At 70.8% G+C, this 19,947-nt stretch carries 16 protein-coding genes and 1 pseudogene; 10 read left to right on the forward strand and 7 right to left on the reverse strand.

All coding sequences use genetic code 11. The annotated features are described in order from the left end of the window. Both ACWBNA_RS00005 and ACWBNA_RS00010 read left to right on the forward strand, forming a co-directional pair. Positions 1-1,222, forward strand: a 1,222-nt coding sequence (locus ACWBNA_RS00005; protein ID WP_482700943.1) for a molybdopterin molybdotransferase MoeA, incomplete at its 5' end; no start/stop codon positions are given. After that, positions 1,219-2,316, forward strand: a complete 1,098-nt coding sequence (locus ACWBNA_RS00010) for a potassium channel family protein (protein WP_482700944.1) — start codon at positions 1,219-1,221, stop codon at positions 2,314-2,316. The genes ACWBNA_RS00005 and ACWBNA_RS00010, both read left to right, overlap by 4 nt. Positions 2,317-2,334: 18 nt before the next feature. On the opposite strand, the gene ACWBNA_RS00015 is transcribed toward ACWBNA_RS00010, so the two are convergent. Next, positions 2,335-3,183 carry an ABC transporter permease gene (locus tag ACWBNA_RS00015; protein WP_482700946.1) on the reverse strand — a complete coding sequence of 283 codons (849 nt, stop codon included), beginning with the start codon at positions 3,181-3,183 and terminating at the stop codon, positions 2,335-2,337. Next, a pseudogene (locus tag ACWBNA_RS00020) lies at positions 3,180-4,221 on the reverse strand (ATP-binding cassette domain-containing protein). The gene ACWBNA_RS00015 and the pseudogene ACWBNA_RS00020 overlap by 4 nt, the downstream one beginning before the upstream one ends. 252 nt (positions 4,222-4,473) lie before the next feature. On the opposite strand from ACWBNA_RS00020, the gene ACWBNA_RS00025 reads away from it, so the two are divergent. After that, a complete protein-coding gene (locus ACWBNA_RS00025) occupies positions 4,474-5,454 on the forward strand; it encodes an NAD(P)H-quinone oxidoreductase (RefSeq protein ID WP_482700948.1) in 981 nt (326 codons plus the stop codon). A gap of 27 nt (positions 5,455-5,481) precedes the next feature. On the opposite strand, the gene ACWBNA_RS00030 is transcribed toward ACWBNA_RS00025, so the two are convergent. Next, positions 5,482-6,015: a hypothetical protein gene (locus tag ACWBNA_RS00030; RefSeq protein ID WP_482700950.1), complete on the reverse strand. Its 534-nt coding sequence runs from the start codon at positions 6,013-6,015 to the stop codon at positions 5,482-5,484. A gap of 147 nt (positions 6,016-6,162) precedes the next feature. Here ACWBNA_RS00030 and ACWBNA_RS00035 point away from each other — a divergent pair, with 147 nt between their 5' ends. After that, positions 6,163-6,705, forward strand: coding sequence for a bacterial proteasome activator family protein (locus ACWBNA_RS00035; protein WP_482700952.1), 543 nt, complete (start codon positions 6,163-6,165; stop codon positions 6,703-6,705). Between the two features lie 83 nt (positions 6,706-6,788). On the opposite strand, the gene ACWBNA_RS00040 is transcribed toward ACWBNA_RS00035, so the two are convergent. Next, entirely contained in the window at positions 6,789-8,426 is a 1,638-nt protein-coding gene (locus ACWBNA_RS00040; protein WP_482700954.1) for a protein kinase domain-containing protein, read from the reverse strand. Positions 8,427-8,761: 335 nt separating this feature from the next. Between ACWBNA_RS00040 and ACWBNA_RS00045 the strand changes: the two genes are divergently transcribed. Next, entirely contained in the window at positions 8,762-10,336 is a 1,575-nt protein-coding gene (locus ACWBNA_RS00045; protein WP_482701663.1) for a protein kinase domain-containing protein, read from the forward strand. Between the two features lie 109 nt (positions 10,337-10,445). Here ACWBNA_RS00045 and ACWBNA_RS00050 read toward each other — a convergent pair whose 3' ends face one another. Continuing rightward, positions 10,446-11,450, reverse strand: a complete 1,005-nt coding sequence (locus tag ACWBNA_RS00050) for a phosphotransferase (protein WP_482700956.1) — start codon at positions 11,448-11,450, stop codon at positions 10,446-10,448. Positions 11,451-12,053: 603 nt separating this feature from the next. On the opposite strand from ACWBNA_RS00050, the gene pdhA reads away from it, so the two are divergent. From pdhA to ACWBNA_RS00065, 3 genes are read left to right on the forward strand one after another with little or no spacing between them, the layout of a single operon-like run. Then, positions 12,054-13,259, forward strand: a complete 1,206-nt coding sequence (gene pdhA, locus ACWBNA_RS00055; RefSeq protein WP_482700958.1) for a pyruvate dehydrogenase (acetyl-transferring) E1 component subunit alpha — start codon at positions 12,054-12,056, stop codon at positions 13,257-13,259. 13 nt (positions 13,260-13,272) lie between these two features. After that, positions 13,273-14,262, forward strand: coding sequence for an alpha-ketoacid dehydrogenase subunit beta (locus ACWBNA_RS00060; RefSeq protein WP_482701665.1), 990 nt, complete (start codon positions 13,273-13,275; stop codon positions 14,260-14,262). 10 nt (positions 14,263-14,272) lie between these two features. Then, positions 14,273-15,733 (forward strand): dihydrolipoamide acetyltransferase family protein, encoded by a 1,461-nt coding sequence (locus tag ACWBNA_RS00065; protein ID WP_482700960.1) that lies wholly within the window; start codon positions 14,273-14,275, stop codon positions 15,731-15,733. 109 nt (positions 15,734-15,842) lie between these two features. Here ACWBNA_RS00065 and ACWBNA_RS00070 read toward each other — a convergent pair whose 3' ends face one another. Further along, positions 15,843-16,694 (reverse strand): D-alanyl-D-alanine carboxypeptidase family protein, encoded by an 852-nt coding sequence (locus ACWBNA_RS00070; protein ID WP_482701667.1) that lies wholly within the window; start codon positions 16,692-16,694, stop codon positions 15,843-15,845. Between the two features lie 282 nt (positions 16,695-16,976). On the opposite strand from ACWBNA_RS00070, the gene ACWBNA_RS00075 reads away from it, so the two are divergent. After that, the gene (locus ACWBNA_RS00075; RefSeq protein ID WP_482700961.1) at positions 16,977-17,627 is read left to right on the forward strand and encodes a GntR family transcriptional regulator; all 651 of its coding nucleotides are present in this window, start codon (positions 16,977-16,979) and stop codon (positions 17,625-17,627) included. Next, entirely contained in the window at positions 17,624-18,943 is a 1,320-nt protein-coding gene (locus tag ACWBNA_RS00080) for an MFS transporter (RefSeq protein WP_482700962.1), read from the forward strand. The genes ACWBNA_RS00075 and ACWBNA_RS00080 overlap by 4 nt, the downstream gene beginning before the upstream one ends. Before the next feature lie 28 nt (positions 18,944-18,971). On the opposite strand, the gene ACWBNA_RS00085 is transcribed toward ACWBNA_RS00080, so the two are convergent. Beyond that, on the reverse strand, positions 18,972-19,796 hold the full coding sequence (locus ACWBNA_RS00085; protein WP_482700964.1) for a maleylpyruvate isomerase family mycothiol-dependent enzyme: 825 nt from the start codon (positions 19,794-19,796) through the stop codon (positions 18,972-18,974). Positions 19,797-19,947: the final 151 nt, after the last annotated feature.

Raw genomic sequence — 19,947 nt, forward strand, 5'->3', positions numbered from 1 at the left:
GGCGCCCCGCCGGCGGGCCACCCCCTGGCCCGAGGCGCGCGAGATCGCCGAGCGCGCCGCCCGGTCCGCCAGGCGCGGCGCCCACCGCGCCCCCGTCTCCGTCACCCTCGGCGACGCCCTCGGCCTCACCCTGGCCGCCCCCCTCACCGCCCTCACCGACCTGCCCTCCTTCGACACCTCGGCGATGGACGGCTGGGCGGTCGCCGGCCCCGGCCCCTGGGCCGTACGGGACGAGGGCGTACTCGCCGGACACGCGGAGCCCGATCCGCTCACCGACGGCGAGGCCGTCCGGATTGCCACCGGTGCCCGCATCCCCCTCGACACCACCGCCGTCCTGCGCAGCGAGCACGGCCGCGCGGACGACAAGGGCCACCTCCACCCGACCCGCGAGATGGCCCACGGCCAGGACATCCGCCCGCGTGGACAGGAGTGCCGCAGCGGCGACCAGCTCCTGCCGGCCGGCACCCTCGTCACCCCGGCGGTGCTCGGCCTGGCCGCGGCCGCCGGATACGACACCGTCACCGCCGTGCCCCGCCCCCGCGTCGAAGTCCTCGTGCTCGGCGACGAGTTGCTCACCGAGGGCAGACCGCACGACGGGCTGATCAGGGACGCGCTCGGCCCGATGCTCCCTCCCTGGCTCCGCGCGCTCGGCGCCGAGGTCACCGCCGTACGCCGGCTCGGCGACGACGCCAAAGCGCTCCACAAGGCGCTCACGACATCCAAGGCCGACCTGATCGTCACCACCGGCGGCACCGCCTTCGGCCCCGTCGACCACGTCCACCCCACCCTTCAGCGCATCGGCGCCGAACTCCTGGTCGACGGCGTCCAGGTGCGCCCCGGCCACCCCATGCTGCTGGCCCGCACCAAGGGCGACCAGCACCTCGTCGGCCTGCCCGGCAACCCTCTCGCGGCCGTCTCCGGCCTGCTCACGCTCGCCGAGCCGCTGCTGCGCACCCTCGCGGCCCGCCCCGCCCCGGAGCCCTACACGATGCCGCTGCGGGACGAGGCGCACGGGCATCCGCACGACACCCGGCTCATCCCCGTGGTCCTGCGCGGTGACTGTGCCGTGCCGCTGCACTACAACGGACCGGCGATGCTGCGGGGCATCGCGGCGGCCGACGCCCTGGCCGTCGTACCTCCGGGCGGGGCGCGGCCCGGTCAGGAGACGGAGCTGCTCGACCTGCCCTGGGCCACAGCCGGGATCGGGGTGTGTTTCACGTGAAACTTCCGGGTCAGGACGCGATCGCCCGGCAGGCGGACGAACATCTCGTCACCCATCGGGTGCTGCTGCCCCGCAAGGTGGTGGAACACCCGTTCCGGCAGGTCGCCAGGAGGGTGCTCATGGCTCTCTTCCTGCTCGTGGCCACCGCGGTGATCGTCTATGCCGACCACGACGGCTACAACGACAGTTCCGACGGCTCGGTCGACTTCCTCGACGCCTGTTACTACGCGACCGTCACCCTCTCCACCACCGGCTACGGCGACATCACCCCGGTCAGTGACGCCGCCAGGCTCACCAACATCTTCGTCATCACGCCGATGCGTGTGCTGTTCCTGATCATCCTGGTCGGCACCACGCTCGAAGTCCTCACCGAACGCACGCGTGAGGAGTGGCGACTCAACCGCTGGAGGTCCACCTTGCGCGACCACACCGTCGTCATCGGCTTCGGCACCAAGGGACGCTCGGCGATCCAGACCGTCTGTGCGACCGGGCTGAAGAAGGAGCAGGTCGTCGTGGTCGACCCCAGTTCCAAGGTGATCGACGCGGCGACCGCGGACGGGTACGCCGGAGTCGTCGGGGACGCGACGCGCAGCGACGTCCTGATGCGGGCCGAGGTGCACCGGGCGCGGAAGATCATCATCGCGACCCAGCGCGACGACACCGCCGTCCTCGTGACGCTCACGGCCCGGCAGCTCAACAAGGGCGCGAAGATCGTGGCCGCGGTGCGGGAGGAGGAGAACGCCCCGCTGCTGAAGCAGTCCGGCGCCGACGCGGTGATCACCAGCGCCAGTGCCGCCGGGCGGCTCCTTGGTCTGTCCGTGCTGAGCCCCGCGGCCGGCATGGTGATGGAGGACCTCATCCAGCAGGGCAGCGGCCTCGACATCATCGAACGGCCGGTCATAAAGGCCGAGGTCGGCAAGGGCCCGAGGGAGACGACCGACCTGGTGGTGAGCGTCGTACGCGGGCACCGGGTGCTCGGATACGACGATGCGGCCGTCGGCACACTGGAGCTGACGGACCGGCTGATCACGATCGTGCGGGCGACGCCGGGCACGCAGGTCGCGCCCGACGTCCGCCCGCTGACCCAGGACTGATCGCGGTGACGCAGCCGGCTACTTGCGGTTGTACAGCCGCATCGTGATCGGCCCGAAGACCAGCACGAACAGGCCCGCCCAGCCCAGCGACCAGGCGACCTCGTCGGTCGGCCAGTCGCCCGCCATCAGCCCGCGCACCGCCGACGCCAGATGGGTCACCGGGCTGTTGTTGACGAACGCCTGCAGCCAGCCCGGCATCGTCTTCGGGTCGACGAAGACGTTGGACAGGAAGGTCAGCGGGAAGATCACCATCATGCTGACGCCCATCACCGACTTCTCGGTGCGCAGCAGCAGCCCGAACATCGTCCAGATCCACGAGAACGCGAACGAGAACACCACCAGCAGCGCGATCCCGGCGAGCACTCCGGCGGCCCCGCCGTCCGGGCGGTAGCCGAGGAGCATGCCGACCGTGAGCATCACGACGGACGCGATCGTGTAGCGCAGCGCGTCGCCGAGGAGATAGCCGACCATCACCGACGGCCGCCAGATCGGCAGCGTGCGGAACCGGTCGAAGACGCCCTTCTCGATGTCGGTGTTCACCGAGACACCGGTGTACATCGTGATCATCACGACCGACATCACCAGGATGCCCGGCAGCAGGAACTGGATGTACTCCTTCGGGGACCCGGCCAGGGCGCCCCCGAACAGGTACGTGTACATCAGCACCATCATGATCGGGAACGCGGTGACGTCGAAGAGCTGCTCCGGCACGTGCTTGATCTTGAGGACGGCCCGCCAGCCGAAGGTCAGCGAGGCCGACAGGGCGCTCGGGCGCGGCGGCCGCTCCCCGGCGACGAGCAGCGCGGCGAGGGATTCGGCACTGACCGGGGCGAGATCCTTGGTCTCCGTGGTCGTCGCGGTGCTCATGCCGCCACCTCGTCCTTCGAGTCGTTGGAGCCGTTCGAGCCGTTCGCGTCGTGGGAGTGCTTCGCCTCGCGGGTGTCATGTCCGGTGAGGGCGAGGAAGACCTCGTCCAGGCTGGGCTGACCCAGGGAGAAGTTGTCGACGACGACCCCGGTGCGGGCCAGCTCGGCGAGTGCGCGGGCCGCCTGCTCGGCCGCACCCTGCCCGTTCGCCGCCCCGCCCCCGACACGGGCCGTCAGCGCCACCGGATCCGGCTCCAGCTGCACGTCCGCGTCCAGCGTCAGCCGCAGCACCTCCTCGGCCTGCGGCCGCTGCGCGGGATCACGCAGTCGCAGATGGACGGCCCCGGCGCCCACCGACGCCTTCAGCTCGCCCTTGGTGCCCTCCGCGATCACCTTCCCTTGGTCGATGACCGCGATCCGGGACGCCAGTTGGTCGGCCTCGTCCAGATACTGCGTGGTCAGCAGCACCGTGGTGCCCTGGGCGACGACCGCGCGCACGATGTCCCACACCTGGTTGCGGCTGCGTGGGTCGAGGCCGGTCGTCGGCTCGTCCAGGAAGAGCAGCTCGGGAGTGTTGAGGATGGAGGCGGCGATGTCGATACGGCGCCGCATGCCAGTAGTGCTTGACCTGCTTCCCGGCCGCGTCCGTGAGGCCGAAGGCCTCCAGCAGCTGGGCGGCACGCTCCCGTGCGGCCTTCTTGTGGTGACCGAGCAGCCGGCCCAGCAGGACCAGGTTCTCGGTGCCGGTGAGGTCCTCGTCAACCGACGCGTACTGGCCGGTCAGGCTGACCCGGCTGCGGACCTCGTCGGCGTCCCGTACGACATCGTGTCCGAAGACATGGGCCTCACCGCCGTCCGGCCGCAGCAGGGTGGCGAGCATCTTCACCGTGGTCGTCTTCCCTGCGCCGTTCGGACCGAGAACGCCGTAGACGGTGCCGGCCGGCACCGCGAGGTCGACTCCGTCGACGGCCCGTGTCTCGCCGAACGTCTTCACCAGGCCTGCGGTCTCGATGGCCAGGCCGGACGTGTGCTGGCTCATGGTGGGGTGTCCTTCCGCGTACTTGGGTTACGCATGGGGAGACCTTTACGGTCGCGCAAACTCATCGCTCGCGCACAGCGATTTTCCGGGGGACCGGTCGAAGGACCGACGAGGGGTCCGACCAAGGACCGAGGAGGACCGGCCGAGGAACGAGGAGGTCCGGCCGAGGCCGAGAGGGTCCGGCCGAGGACCGAGGAGGTCCGACCGAGGCCGCGAGGGTCCGGCCGAGGAACGACGGGTAGCGTCCCTTGCATGCATGCGATCACGATTCCCGAACCTGGTGGGCCCGAGGCGCTGGTGTGGGACGAGGTCCCCGATCCCGTGCCCGGCGAGGGCGAGGTGCTGGTCGAGGTGGCGGCCAGTGCCGTCAACCGCGCCGACATCCTGCAGCGGCAGGGCTTCTACGACCCGCCGCCCGGCTCCTCCCCCTACCCCGGCCTGGAGTGTTCCGGACGGATCGCCGAGGTCGGCCCCGGTGTCACCGGATGGAGCGTCGGCGACGAGGTGTGCGCGCTGCTCGCGGGCGGGGGCTACGCGGAGAAAGTCGCCGTGCCGGCCGGCCAGCTGCTGCCGCTGCCCAAGGGCATCGGTCTCACGCAGGCCGCCGCGCTGCCCGAGGTGGTCGCCACGGTCTGGTCGAACGTCTTCATGATCTCCCACCTCCGCCCCGGTGAGACCCTGCTCGTGCACGGCGGCTCCAGCGGCATCGGCACCATGGCCATCCAGCTCGCCAAGGCGGTGGGCGCCAAGGTCGCGGTCACGGCCGGCAGCAAGGAGAAGCTCGACCGCTGCGCCGAACTGGGCGCCGACATCCTGGTCAACTACCGCGAGCAGGACTTCGTCGCCGAGATCGAGGAGGCCACCGGCGGGGCCGGCGCCGACGTCATCCTCGACAACATGGGTGCCAAGTACCTCGACCGCAACGTCAAGGCCCTCGCCGTCAACGGCCGGCTCGCGATCATCGGCATGCAGGGCGGTATCAAGGCCGAGCTGAACATCGCCGCCCTTCTGCGCAAGCGGGCCGCGATCAGCGCGACCTCCCTGCGCGCCCGGCCGCTCGGCGAGAAGGCGGCGATCGTCGCGGCCGTGCGCGAGCACGTCTGGCCGCTGCTCGACGCCGGTCACGTCCGCCCGATCGTCGACTGCGAGCTCCCGATGAGCGACGCGGCCGCCGCGCACCGGGTCGTGGAGGAGAGCGGGCACATCGGAAAGGTCCTGCTCGTCACGGCGTAGAGCACGCCATAGACCACGCTGTGGACCTCAGGAGGCGGCCCGCCGCACGCGGAGCGCCACGAAGGCGAGTCCCAGCCCGAGTCCGACGAGGATCAGCCCGCCACCCAGCGGCATGATCCGCAGTGCGGGCTCGGCGGGGCGGGCGGCCCTCTCCTTCGCGGGGCGCGCCGGGTGTGGGGGGAGCAGGGCGGCAGCGGTCTCGCGCGGCGGTTCCGGTACGGCGGTGAGATCGCCGTCCTCGTCACCGTCCACGACACCGTCCGCGCCCTCGTCCTCCTCCGCCGCCTCCTCGTCCTCCGGTACCGCGGCTTCGGTGTCCACCCGCTCCGCTTCCTCCGCCTCGTTCCGCCGCCCCGGACGCTCCCGCCCCTCACCCGGGCGGCTCCCGGCCCGGGAGGGCTCGGCGGCGGACGCGGAGGCGGAGGCGGAGCCGGACGGGGACGCGGGGGGCGACGACTCGGCCGCGTACGCCCGGTCACCGCCGCACGCCGGCACGACCATCCCCGCCGACAGCACGACCAGCACCCCCGTCACGCGTAGCGATCGCAGCCATGAAGTCACGGCACAAGCCTGGCATTCACCCGCACTCCCGTCATTCCGGGCTGGTCCGGAGGGGCGATATCCGGGCCGATGTCCTCGGGAACGGTGGATCAGCTCTTACCGGGGGCACGACGGTGATGAGGTGGAGGGGTGCGAGAGAATGGCGGCATGGAGATGCCGAGGAACGAACGGTCGCCGGAGAACCCACAGATCCTGGTCGTTGGGCAGGACGGGATGGCTCTCGGTGGCGGAGGAGACGAGGACTCCCGAGAGGTTCCCGTGACGGAGATGGTGGAACAACCGGCGAAGGTCATGCGGATCGGAAGCATGATCAAGCAGCTGCTCGAAGAGGTCCGCGCGGCTCCCCTGGACGAGGCGAGCCGGGTCCGTCTCAAGGAGATCCACTCCAGCTCGGTGAAGGAGCTGGAGGACGGTCTGGCCCCGGAGCTCGTCGAGGAGCTGGAGCGGCTGTCGCTGCCGTTCGCGGACGAGGCGACCCCGAGCGACGCGGAACTGCGGATCGCGCAGGCGCAGCTGGTCGGCTGGCTGGAGGGTCTCTTCCACGGGATCCAGACCACCCTGTTCGCCCAGCAGATGGCCGCGCGGGCCCAGCTGGAACAGATGCGCCGCGCCCTGCCGCCGGGGGCCGGCGGCCACGAGGACGGCGACGACCTGCGCACGATGGGGCGCTCGGGCGGCCCGTACCTGTAAGGCCCGGCAACCCGACCACCTACGCGAAGGGCCCGGCGGCCGATGGCTGCCGGGCCCTTCCACGTCGCCTCACCTCACCGGCGTCACGCCGGATTGCCGGTCGAGATCTCGAACTGCATCTCCGGCGCCTTCTTCGGGTCGAAGTCCGTACCCGCCGCCGGGTACTGCTTCATGACGGTGCCGTCGCCGTAGGTGTTCTCGTCGACGGCGGTCTTGTCGTACTGCCACCCGGCCGCCTTGAGGCAGTCCAGGACCGAGTCCCAGTTCTTGAACGTGAAGTCCGGCATCCGCACCTGGGAGGGGTCGTTGTACGACTCGTCCGGCTCGGTGCACTCGGTCTTCTCGATCGTCTTCGTCGCGTCCGGCCCGCGGTAGCCCGCCACCTTGGTCGATGCCGACGCGCTGGGGCTGTTGCCGGCGTTCGGGTCCTCGGTTCCGCCGCTGTTCATCATCAGCGCCGCGATCAGCCCGCCGACCGCGAGCAGCGACACCACGACCGACCCGATGATCACCGGCTTGTTGCCCTTGTCGCCGCCGCCGGAGGAGGCCGTGGCGGTCGGGGGCGTCATGTTGTACGGCGGCGGGGTCGAGGAATGCTGCGGCGCGTAGCCCCCCGGGCCGGGTGTCTGGTAGCCGGCCTGCTGCGGATAGCCGTACGCCGGGGAAGGCGCCGACGGCTGCGGGGCGCCGTAGGGATTCGGCGTCGGGACCGGCTGGTACGGCGTCTGTACGTTGCCCGTCGGCCCCGGCGTCGCCTGGTCGACCGGCGGGAACACGGCGGAGCCGACGCCCGCGCCGCTCTGCGTCGGCGCACCCGGCACGATGCTCGGCGCGGCGGGCTGGAAGGAGGCGGCCACGCGCAGGCACTCGTCGCGCATCGCCTCGGCGCTCGGGAAACGCTCGTTCGGGTTCTTCTTCAGTGCGCGGGCGACCAGCGCGTCCACCGCGGGCGGCAGGGCGCGGTTGATCGACGAAGGGGCGACCGGCTCCTCCTGCACGTGCGCGTACGCGATCGCCAGCGGCGAGTCCGCGTCGAACGGCAGCCGGCCGGTCACGAGCTGGAACAGCATGATGCCGACCGAGTAGAGGTCGGATCGGGCGTCGACGCCCCGGCCCAGCGCCTGCTCCGGCGACAGGTACTGCGGCGTGCCGACGACCATGCCGGTCTGCGTCATCGAGGTCACACCGGACTGCATGGCGCGGGCGATGCCGAAGTCCATCACCTTGACCACGCCGCGCTTGGTCATCATCACGTTGCCCGGCTTGATGTCCCGGTGGACCAGGCCCATCTCGTGGCTGATCTCCAGCGCGGCGAGCACGTCCGCGGTGATCTTCAGGGCCTTGTCGGCGGGCATCGCGCCGTACTGCCGTACGTCGGCGTTCAGCACCGAGCCGAGTGGCTGTCCCTCGACGTACTCCATGACGATGTACGGCATCGTCGCGCCGTCCAGCGCGTCCTCGCCGGTGTCGAAGACGGAGACGATGTTGGTGTGCGTGAGCTTGGCCACGGCCTGGGCCTCGCGGCGGAAGCGCTCGCGGAAGGCCTGCTCCCGGCCCAGCTCGGTGTGCAGGGTCTTGACCGCGACCTGCCGGTCGAGCACGGCGTCGTACGCGAGGTGCACCGAGGCCATGCCGCCTTCGCCGAGCAAGTCGCGCAGCTGATAGCGGCCGCCGGCGAGCGCCCGCCCCGCGTACCGGCCCTGTGCGCCGTCCTGGCTCATGTCTCTGCGTCCCCCGTAGGCCTCAGGCGCCGTGCGTGCCATTGATCCAAAGTGCTATTCCCGGCCAAGTCTGCCGGAGGGCACTGACACGTCAAGCGCGGTGCCCGATCCGTGACCGTACGCGAAAGAAAGGTCGCGCAAGCGTTACAGCAGGCGTACGGCCGGTACACACAATTTGCACGCCGGTACGTACTACAGGTTTGATGGCCGGTCCGTCTCTGGGCCGGTTCCCGGGGTCTTCCCGGATCGGCGGCTTGCGCGGAGGCTGTAGCGTGGCCGACGGAGACCGTAACAACACCGCGCGCACCGCGGGCAGAAAACGACGGCGAGGACTGATGGCACAGCAGCAGCGCGCTCAGGGCCCGTCCGACCCCGAGGCGACTGGCGGCGGAATGTCAGATGCGCCGGAACTGTGGGGGAACGGCGGACTGGTCGGGGACGGCCGATATCGGATGACCCGCAGACTCGGCCGGGGCGGCATGGCCGAGGTCTTCGCGGCCGAGGACGTACGCCTCGGACGCACCGTGGCGGTCAAGCTGCTGCGCGCGGACCTCGCCGAGGACCCCGTCTCCAAGGCCCGCTTCACGCGCGAGGCCCAGTCGGTCGCCGGGCTCAACCACCACGCGATCGTCGCCGTGTACGACTCCGGCGAGGACTTCGTGGGCGGCCAGTCCGTGCCGTACATCGTGATGGAGATCGTCGAGGGGCGCACCATCCGCGACCTGCTCCTCAACGCCGAGGCCCCGGGCCCCGAACAGGCCCTGATCATCGTCTCGGGTGTGCTGGAGGCGCTCGCCTACTCGCACCAGCACGGCATCGTGCACCGCGACATCAAGCCCGCCAACGTCATCATCACGCACAACGGCGCCGTGAAGGTGATGGACTTCGGCATCGCCCGCGCCCTGCACGGCGCGTCCACGACGATGACGCAGACCGGCATGGTCATGGGCACCCCGCAGTACCTCTCCCCGGAGCAGGCCCTCGGCAAGGCCGTCGACCACCGCTCCGACCTGTACGCCACGGGCTGTCTCCTCTACGAACTTCTCGCGCTGCGCCCGCCCTTCACCGGCGAGACCCCGCTGTCGGTCGTCTACCAGCACGTCCAGGACATCCCGACGCCTCCGTCCGAGGTCTCCGACGCCGTACCGCCGGAGCTCGACGGTCTTGTCATGCGCTCGCTGGCCAAGGAGCCGGACGACCGTTTCCAGACGGCCGAGGAGATGCGCGGGCTGGTCCAGTACGGCCTGCAGATGCTGTACGAGCAGGGCGGCCACACCGGCACCTGGAACACCGGGCCCGTCGACATGCACGAGGGCCGGCACACCCCGGCGGCGGGCTTCGCGAGCACCACCGTGCTGCCGCATCCCGGCGACTCCTCCGGCACCACGCAGATCCCGCAGCCGATCCTGCCCAACCGCTACGGCGGCGGGGACGACGGCGGCTTCGAGGGTCAGGGCAACCGGGGCGGCGGCCGCGGCAAGCTGTGGATCCTCGCCGTACTCGCGGTGATCGCCATCGCGGCGGGTGTCGCGCTCGCCCTCAAGGGCGGCAACGGCGACGGTGGTGGCGCGGACCCCTCGAAGTCGCCGACCACCGTGCAGACCACCGACGACGAGACGGCCAGCGAGACGCCGAGCGACGACACCAGCGACCAGCCGACGGACACGTCCACGGACGACGGCACCGGCACGGGCTCCGACCCGTCCTACACGCCGTCGTACACCCCGTCCTACACGCCGTCGCAGACGCCCACCAACGAGCCGACCGACGAACCGACGGACGAGCCGACGACCGAGGAGCCGACGGACGACCCGACGACCCCGGCCCCGTCGGACGACCCGGTGACCCCGGACCCGACGGGCGAATCGCTCGTGGGCGGCACGGGCGACGGCGGCACCACCGGCGGCTGATCATCGGCCGACCGCAGCGCATCCACGCGCGCGTGCACCCCGGAAACGGGCGGCACGCGCGCGTGCTGTTTGTCAGTCCTCTCCCTCTCCCCCTCCCTCTCCAGGACGCTCAGTCGGCGAACGCGTCGCACACCGCGTCGTACTCCCGCGTCCACCACACCGCGAGCGCCGAGGCGGCCGGGAACTGGGGGTCCGCGCGGGTGTCGCCGCGCTCGTAGTGCCAGCGCAGCATCCAGAAGTCGTTGAGGCGCTCCCACCACACGCGGTGCACGGCCGCCGCGAGTTCGGAGGGCGTGGCGCCGGCCGTACGCCGGTACGCGCGCGCGTAGGCCCGTACCTTCGGCAGGTCGAGCGCCCCCGCTGGCCGTACGAAGAAGATCGCGGCGGCGCGTACGGCCTCCTCCGCGCGGGGCTTCATGCCGAGCCGGTCCCAGTCGACGATCGCGGCGGGGGCGTCCCCCTGGTAGAGCAGGTTGAACGGGTGGAAGTCGCCGTGCACCCACCCCACCGAACCGGCGCGCGGCGGACGCCGGTCGGCGTGCTGCTCCAGGAGCGTGCGCCGCTCCAGGAGCCGGTGCCGGGCCAGTTCGTCGAAGGAGTCGGCGGGGCGGTGGCGGTGCACGTGGCCGAGCAGGTCGTCGATGAGGGCGAAGGTGTCGGCCGCCTCGGCCGTGCCGGGCGATTTCGCGCGGGCCCGCGCCTGTGTCCGCATCACGCGCTCCAGGCTCGCGTGCACCATCCCCAGGAGCGCTCCGAGCCGTCCGCACTGGGCGGTGGTGAGCTGGCCGCCGTGGCGGTGCCGGCCGTCGATCCAGGGGTGCAGGGCGTAGGTGTGGCCGCCGACGACCGCGACCGTGCGCCCGTCGCGGCCGGTCAGCGGGGGTGCGACCGGGACGCCGAGGTCGGCCAGGCGCTGGGTGGCCCGGTGCTGGCGGGCGATCGCGGCGGGATCGGCGGTCTCGGGGTCGAAGTGGTGCTTGAGGAAGTAGCGGCCGCGGGTCGTGCAGAGCCGGTAGCCGCGGTTGAGCAGCCCCTGGTCGACGGGCACGCAGGCGAGGGCGGACCCGGCGGTGTACTGGCGGAGGAGGGCTCCCAGCGGGGGCGCGTGGGGCATGAGGGGTGGTACACAAGAGCGCGGCACGCTGCCCGATGCTAGGGCACGATCCAGGCCCCTGAGCTGCGGGTCGTCACAGACAGTCGCTTTCGATCACGGGTGGTGCCCGAAGTTGCGCGCCCGCGTCGTCGAACCCTGCGAAGTGGGCCGGATGGCCGGAATCCGTGCCGACGCGTCGGCGGCCGTTCCGGCCCGGCCGACGCCTCCACGTCCGTCCCGGCCGTCGGCGGCGCACCGGGAAATCTCCCGTCTTCGCCCACGAGGCGGTGTCGTGCACGCCCACGAGACCCGCGCCGGGGAGACTCTTCCCGTGACCTGGGTCACCGGGATAACGTGCCGTTGTTCCGGCCCCCTGCAAGGCTGTGACCAGGGACGGTGTCCGATTTCGCGGTTTTACTTGGAAATCCAAGCAAAATCGCAGGTCAGAAGGGGTTTCACAGAAATGTGGAGCACTGGGTAACGTGCCTGTTGCAGGGCGCTCGCCGGGGCACCTGTCACGCCTGTCGCCGACGAGCCGCACCCACCCCGTGCGTCCGGAGGACCACAGGTGAGCCGCACTGGCACCCGGCGAACCCGGGTAGCCGGACCGACGGAGGAGCACACGTGACCGTGGAGAGCACTGCCGCGCGCAAGCCGCGACGCAGCGCAGGTACGACCGGTGCGAAGAGCACGGCCGGCAAGCGCCCGACCGCAAAGAAATCGCCAAGCACCGAGCCCGAACTCGTTCAGCTGCTGACGCCCGAGGGCGAGCGGATCAAGAGCGCCGAGAACGCCGCGTACGACAAGTACGTCGCCGACATCACCCCCGACGAGCTCCGCGGCCTGTACCGCGACATGGTGCTCACCCGCCGCTTCGACGCCGAGGCCACCTCCCTGCAGCGCCAGGGCGAGCTGGGCCTGTGGGCGTCGCTCCTCGGCCAGGAGGCCGCCCAGATCGGCTCCGGCCGGGCCCTGCGCGACGACGACTACGTCTTCCCCACCTACCGCGAGCACGGCGTCGCCTGGTGCCGGGGGGTGGACCCGACCAATCTGCTCGGCATGTTCCGCGGCGTGAACAACGGCGGCTGGGACCCGAACGGCAACAACTTCCACCTCTACACGATCGTCATCGGCTCGCAGACCCTGCACGCCACCGGCTACGCGATGGGCGTGGCCAAGGACGGCGCGGACTCGGCGGTCATCGCCTACTTCGGCGACGGCGCCTCCAGCCAGGGCGACGTCGCGGAGTCCTTCACCTTCTCCGCGGTCTACAACGCCCCCGTGGTGTTCTTCTGCCAGAACAACCAGTGGGCGATCTCCGAGCCGACCGAGAGGCAGACCCGGGTCCCGCTCTACCAGCGGGCCCAGGGCTACGGCTTCCCGGGCGTACGGGTCGACGGCAACGACGTACTGGCCTGCCTGGCCGTCACCAAGTGGGCGCTGGAGCGCGCCCGCAGCGGGGAGGGCCCCACCCTGGTCGAGGCGTACACGTACCGCATGGGCGCCCACACCACCTCCGACGACCCCTCCCGCTACCGCCACGACGACGAGCGGGCCGCCTGGGAGGCGAAGGACCCGATCCTGCGCCTTCGCCGGTTCCTGGAGGCCTCAAACCACGCGGACGAGGGATTCTTCGCGGAACTCGAGGCCGAGAGCGAGGCGTTGGGCAGGCGAGTGCGCGAAGCGGTCCGTGCCATGCCGGACCCGGACCACTTCGCCATGTTCGAGCACGCGTACGCGGACGGACATGCGCTGGTCGACGAGGAGCGGGCGCAGTTCGCCGCCTACCAGGCGTCGTTCGCCGACGCCGAGGCAGAGGGGGGTAACTGAGATGGCCGAGACGATGGCTTCCGAGCCGGTCAAGAACATGGCGCTGGCGAAGGCGATCAACGAATCGCTGCGCACGGCCCTGGACACGGACCCCAAGGTCCTCGTCATGGGTGAGGACGTCGGCAAGCTCGGCGGTGTCTTCCGTGTGACGGACGGCCTGCAGAAGGACTTCGGCGAGAGCCGGGTCATCGACACCCCCCTCGCCGAGTCCGGCATCGTGGGCACGGCGATCGGCCTCGCCCTGCGCGGCTACCGCCCGGTGGTGGAGATCCAGTTCGACGGGTTCGTCTTCCCCGCGTACGACCAGATCGTCACGCAGCTCGCGAAGATGCACGCGCGTTCGCTGGGCAAGGTCAAGATGCCGGTCGTCGTGCGGATCCCCTACGGCGGCGGCATCGGTGCGGTGGAGCACCACTCGGAGTCCCCGGAGGCGCTGTTCGCGCACGTGGCGGGCCTGAAGGTGGTCTCCCCCTCGAACCCGTCGGACGCCTACTGGATGATGCAGCAGGCCATCCAGAGCGACGACCCGGTGATCTTCTTCGAGCCGAAGCGCCGCTACTGGGACAAGGGCGAGGTGAACACGGAGGCGATCCCCGGCCCGCTGCACAAGGCGCAGGTCGTCCGCGAGGGCACGGACCTCACCCTCGCCGCCTACGGCCCGATGGTGAAGCTCTGCAAGGAGGTCGCCGACGCGGCCGCCGAGGAGGGCAGGTCCCTGGAGATCCTGGATCTGCGCTCGGTGTCCCCCCTGGACTTCGACTCGATCCAGACCTCGGTGGAGAAGACCCGCCGCCTGGTCGTGGTCCACGAGGCACCGGTGTTCTTCGGCTCCGGCGCGGAGATCGCCGCCCGGATCACCGAGCGCTGCTTCTACCACCTGGAAGCCCCGGTGCTGCGGGTGGGCGGCTACCACGCCCCGTATCCGCCGGCCCGCCTGGAGGAGGAGTACCTGCCGGGCCTGGACCGGGTACTCGACGCCGTCGACCGTGCCCTGGCGTACTGAGGAGAGGGTCGTGACGACGATGACAGAAGCGTCCGTACGCGAGTTCAAGATGCCGGACGTGGGCGAGGGGCTCACCGAGGCCGAGATCCTCAAGTGGTACGTCCAGCCCGGCGACACGGTCACCGACGGCCAGGTGGTGTGCGAGGTCGAGACGGCCAAGGCGGCGGTGGAGCTGCCCATCCCGTACGACGGCGTCGTGCAGGAGCTGCACTTCGCCGAGGGCACCACGGTGGACGTGGGCACGTCGATCATCGCGGTGAACGTGTCCGGCGGGGGCCCGGCGGCCGCCGCTCCCGCGGAGGCGGCCGCTCCCGCGACCGCGCCTGCCGCACCTGAGCCGGAGGAGCCGAAGTCGGTGGGCTCCGGCCGCCAGCCGGTCCTGGTGGGCTACGGCGTGGCGGCCTCCTCCACCAAGCGACGCCCCCGCAAGGGCCCGGAGGTCCCGGCCCAGGAGGCGTCGCCGGCCATCCAGGCGGAGCTGAACGGACACGGCACAGGGGCCACGGCAGCCGCGGCCCCGAAGCCGCGCCCGTTGGCGAAGCCGCCGGTGCGCAAGCTGGCGAAGGACCTGGGCGTCGACCTGGCGACGGTGGTTCCGTCCGGCCCGGACGGCATCATCACCCGGGAGGACGTGCACGCGGCGGCGGCACCGGTGTCCGAGCCGGTGACGCAGACCCCGGTCGCGGCGCCCGCGCCCGCGTCCGCACCCGCACCCGCGTCCGCCGCTCCCGCCGCCGTGGCTGTGGCGACGTACGACACCTCCCGCGAGACCCGCGTCCCGGTGAAGGGCGTCCGCAGGGCGACGGCCGCGGCGATGGTCGGCTCGGCCTTCACCGCCCCGCATGTCACCGAGTTCGTGACGATCGACGTGACGCGGACGATGAAGCTGGTCGAGGAGATCAAGCGGGCCCCCGAGAAGCACGAGATGCAGGGTCTGCGGGTCAACCCGCTGCTGCTGATCGCCAAGGCCCTGCTGGTCGCGATCAGGCGCAACCCGGACATCAACGCGTCCTGGGACGAGGCCAACCAGGAGATCGTGCTCAAGCACTACGTCAACCTGGGCATCGCGGCCGCGACCCCGCGCGGCCTGATCGTCCCGAACATCAAGGACGCGCACGCCAAGACCCTCCCGCAACTGGCGGAGGCCCTGGGCGAACTGGTGTCCACGGCGAGGGAGGGCAAGACGTCCCCCGCCGCCATGCAGGGCGGCACCGTGACCATCACCAACGTCGGCGTCTTCGGAGTCGACACCGGAACGCCGATCCTCAACCCGGGCGAGTCCGCGATCCTCGCGGTCGGTTCGATCAAGCTCCAGCCGTGGGTCCACAAGGGCAAGGTGAAGCCCCGTCAGGTCACCACACTGGCGCTGTCCTTCGACCACCGTCTGGTGGACGGGGAGTTGGGCTCGAAGGTGCTGGCGGACGTGGCCGCGATCCTGGAACAGCCGAAGCGGCTGATCACCTGGGCGTAGCGGGCGAAGGCCGGTCCCGGGACCGGTCACGGCCGACATGGTGAAGGGCCCTCCGCCGTCGGCGGAGGGCCCTTCACTCACAGGTGCGGGCTGGTCGACGAAGGTCGGATCAGCCGAGCCTGGCGAAGCCGTAGTTGAGCAGCTTCGTCGCGTCCGTCGCGCGCTGGCTTGCGCTCGTGGAGGACAGGACCGTACCGATGACCGTCTTGCCGTTACGGGTGGCGGCGAAGACGAGGCAGTAGCCCGCCTCGGAGCCCGAGCCGGTCTTGACACCGATGGTGCCGCTGTAGCTGCTGAGCAGGGTGTTGGTGTTCGTCCACGTCGGCATGGTGCGCGTGCTGCCGGTCTTGGTGATCGTCTTCGCGGTGTACGACTTCGTCTTGACGACCGTGCGGAACGTGGAGTTCTTCATCGCGCTGCTGGCGAGCTTCGTCAGGTCCTTCGGCGTCGAGTAGTTGGCGCCGTTGCCGATGCCGTCGAACGAGTCGAAGTGCGTGTTCGTCAGACCGAGGCTCTTCGCCTGGGTGTTCATCTTGCCGATGAACGACTTCACGCGCGCGGCCCGCGTCGTGCCCGAACCGAACTTGTCGGCGAGCGCGTACGCGGCGTCGCAGCCGGAGGGCAGCATCAGGCCGTACAGCAGCTGGCGGACGGTGACCTTGTCGCCGACGATCAGGCGGGCCGAGGAGGCGCCCTTCGACACGATGTAGTCGCTGTACGCCTTCTGGATCGTGACCTTCGCGTCGAGGTTGAGGTTCGACTGCGCGAGCACGACCTTGGCGGTCATGATCTTCGTGGTGGAGCCGGTGGAGCGCTTGGTGTTCGCGGCCTTGCCGTACAGCCCCGCGGCGTTCGCGTTGTTCATCACGTAGCCGCCCTTGGCGACGATCGTGGGCGCGGTGACGGCCTGCGCGGGTGCCGCGGTGAGGGCTCCGGACGCGAGCATGGCGCCTGCGGTCATGGTGACGGCGGCGGCTCGGCGGAAGCGGACAACCTGGAAGCCGTCCTTGATGACGGTTATCAACTGAGATACCCCGATTGTGTCGAATGCCCCTGGAATGCGGCCGAGTTGCGGTGCGAAGAATGTGGGGCCGCAGGTGTGTGACTCGTAACTAGCACAGAAGGTTGTGCGGCTGCTGGGGCGGGTTCCCGTTCTTTGCCGGAGGCTTTACCGGCGAGGCCCTCCAAGTCCGCATGCTGGACAGTCGCCATCATGCGTACGTGTTGTATCTAAGCTGTGGGCATGAGCCTGGCCGTCAAGCATCCGCCCGCCGCAGAGCGCGTGTACGCGCACGTCAAGCAGGGCGTCCTGGACCGCCGTTACGAGGGCGGCGTTCTTCTGACCGAGGGTGAGCTCGCCGACGCCGTGGGCGTTTCCCGTACACCTGTGCGGGAGGCGCTGCTGCGGCTGGAGGTGGAAGGGCTGATCAAGCTCTACCCGAAAAAGGGAGCGCTCGTCCTGCCCGTCTCCGCCCAGGAGATCAAGGACGTGGTCGAGACCCGGCTCCTCGTCGAGGAACACGCGGCGCGCAAGGCCGTACCCGCCCCCGCCGGACTCATCGAACGGCTCGAAGGACTGCTGGCCAAGCAGAAGGCGCAGGCCGCCGCCGGAGAGCTCGCCGAAGCCGCCGTCACCGACCGCTGCTTCCACGCCGAGATCGTCCGCAGCGGCGGCAACGAGATCCTCTCCCGGCTCTACGACCAGCTCCGCGACCGCCAACTGCGCATGGGCGTCGCCATCCTGCACTCCCACCCCGACCGCATCGCCAAGACCCTCGTCGAGCACGAGGAGATCCTCGAGGCCCTGCGCTCAGGGGACGCGGAGGCCGCTGTCGACGTCGTCCACCGGCACGTCGGCTGGTTCTCTCATCTGGCCCGGGGAGACGTCCGATGAGCTCGTCGTCGGTCACCCTGCCGGGTGACCCTCCCCCACAGGGGGCACCCCCAGGCGGGCGGCGCGCCATGGCCATCTGGGGCATCGGCGTCTCGGTCTACTTCGTCGCCGTCATCTTCCGTACCTCCCTCGGTGTGGCCGGCCTCGACGCCGCCGACCGCTTCCACGTCAACGCGTCCGCCCTGTCGACCTTCTCGATCCTCCAGCTCCTGGTCTACGCGGGCATGCAGATACCGGTCGGCCTGCTGGTGGACCGGTTCGGCACCAAGAAGGTGCTGGGCCTGGGCGTCGTCCTCTTCACGGCCGGACAACTCGGCTTCGCCTTCTCCCCGTCGTACGGCATGGCCCTCGCCTCGCGGGCGCTGCTCGGCTGCGGCGACGCGATGACGTTCATCAGCGTGCTGCGCCTCGGCTCCCGCTGGTTCCCGGCCCGGCGCGGTCCGATGGTCGCGCAGCTCGCGGGACTGGTCGGCATGGCGGGCAACCTGGTCTCCACCCTCGTCCTGGCGCGGCTGCTGCACGGCGTCGGCTGGACGGCGGCCTTCGCGGGCAGCGCGCTCGCGGGAGTCGTGGTGCTGGTCCTGCTGCTGCTCTTCCTGAAGGACCACCCCGAGGGACACGAGCCGGAGCCCTTCCCGCACCAGGGGGCGGCGTACGTACGACGGCAGATCGCCGCGTCCTGGCGGGAGCCGGGGACGCGGCTCGGACTGTGGGTGCACTTCACGACCCAGTTCCCGGCGATGGTCTTCCTGCTGCTGTGGGGCATGCCGTTCCTGGTGGAGGCGCAGGGGCTGTCGCGGGCCGTGGCGGGGGAACTGCTGACGCTGGTCGTGCTGTCCAACATGGTCGTCGGCCTGGTGTACGGGCAGGTCGTCGCCCGGCACCACGCGGCGCGGCTGCCGCTGGCGCTGGGGACCGTGGGGGCGACGGCGGCGATGTGGGCCGTGACGCTGGCCTATCCGGGCGAGCACGCGCCGATGTGGCTGCTGATCGTGCTGTGCACGGTGCTGGGTTCGTGCGGGCCCGCGTCGATGCTCGGCTTCGACTTCGCCCGGCCGGCGAATCCGCCGGAGCGGCAGGGGACCGCGTCCGGGATCACGAACATGGGGGGTTTCGTCGCCTCGATGACGACGCTGTTCGCGATCGGGGTGCTGTTGGACGCGACCGGCGACGACTACCGCGTCGCCTTCTCCGCGGTGTTCGTGCTCCAGGCGCTCGGGGTGAGTCAGATTCTGCGGTTGCGGAAGCGGGCGGCCCGGCGGGAGCGGGAGCGGTTGGTTGCCAGCCGGGTGGCGACGGTGCACGTGCCCGCGTAGGGCACCCGGCTGGTCAGCGGCCCACCCGCTACGGCGTCACCGCGAAGTTGCGCAGGATCGCCCCCGTGAGCTGCGGATCGCCCTCCGCCTTGACCCGGTCCGCGACCGCCTCCGGTGTGACGCGGCCGCAGGCGAGACGGACGTAGGTCTCCCAGTCGAGGGTGAGTGTGGCGGCGGGGCCGAGAGCGGGAGCCGTTTCGAGAGTGCCGCGGCCCTGGATGTCGACGCGGATCGTGCGCAGGAACTCGATGGGGCCGTGGACGTCGAAGACGATCGCCGAACTGCGGGGCGCGCCCGCGTCCTCCGCCACGATGCGCGGGAGGACGGAGAGGAGCACGTCACGGGCGATGTGCGCGCCGGGGGAGTCGAGGTTGCCGGGGCGGCCGAGCGCGGCGCGCAGGTCCTGCTCGTGCACCCACACGTTGAACGCGTGGCTGCGCATGGCCTCTTCGAGGGTGAGTTCGGTGCCGAGCGGGGCGCGCACCTTGTGGCCGGGGTCGCGCGACTCGTTGCGCAGCTGGCGGTTGCGGCGGATGATCACGTACTCCAGCTCGGAGGTCATCTCCGGCGCCGTGTGGTGACGGCGGACGTCGACCTGCATCTCCATGTATCGCTGGTGGTCGTTGGTGACGTGGAACAGGTCGCGCGGCAGCGTGTGGATGGGGCGCGGGTCACCGAGCATCTCGCAGTCGAGGCCGATGACATGGGAGACGATGTCACGGACCGACCAGCCGGGGCACGGGGTGCGGCGGTTCCACTCACCCTCCACCAGCGGCAGCACCAGCTCGGATATCGCTTCGATGGAGTGGGTCCAGGCGTCGGCGTAGGGCTGGAGGGTGGGATGCAGACTCACGGAACGGGACCCCTCGGCGGTCGGTACTCGGGCGGTGGTGGCGGCGGCGTTGCCAGCGGGAGGTGGCTGTCGGCGGGTGTCTTGGAACGCTAAGTTACGCTGCTGCGAGGCACCCCGGCAGTGCTTTCGTGTGACGATCGTAGGCCCGTGT

This window comes from Streptomyces sp. Q2, from assembly GCF_056820935.1.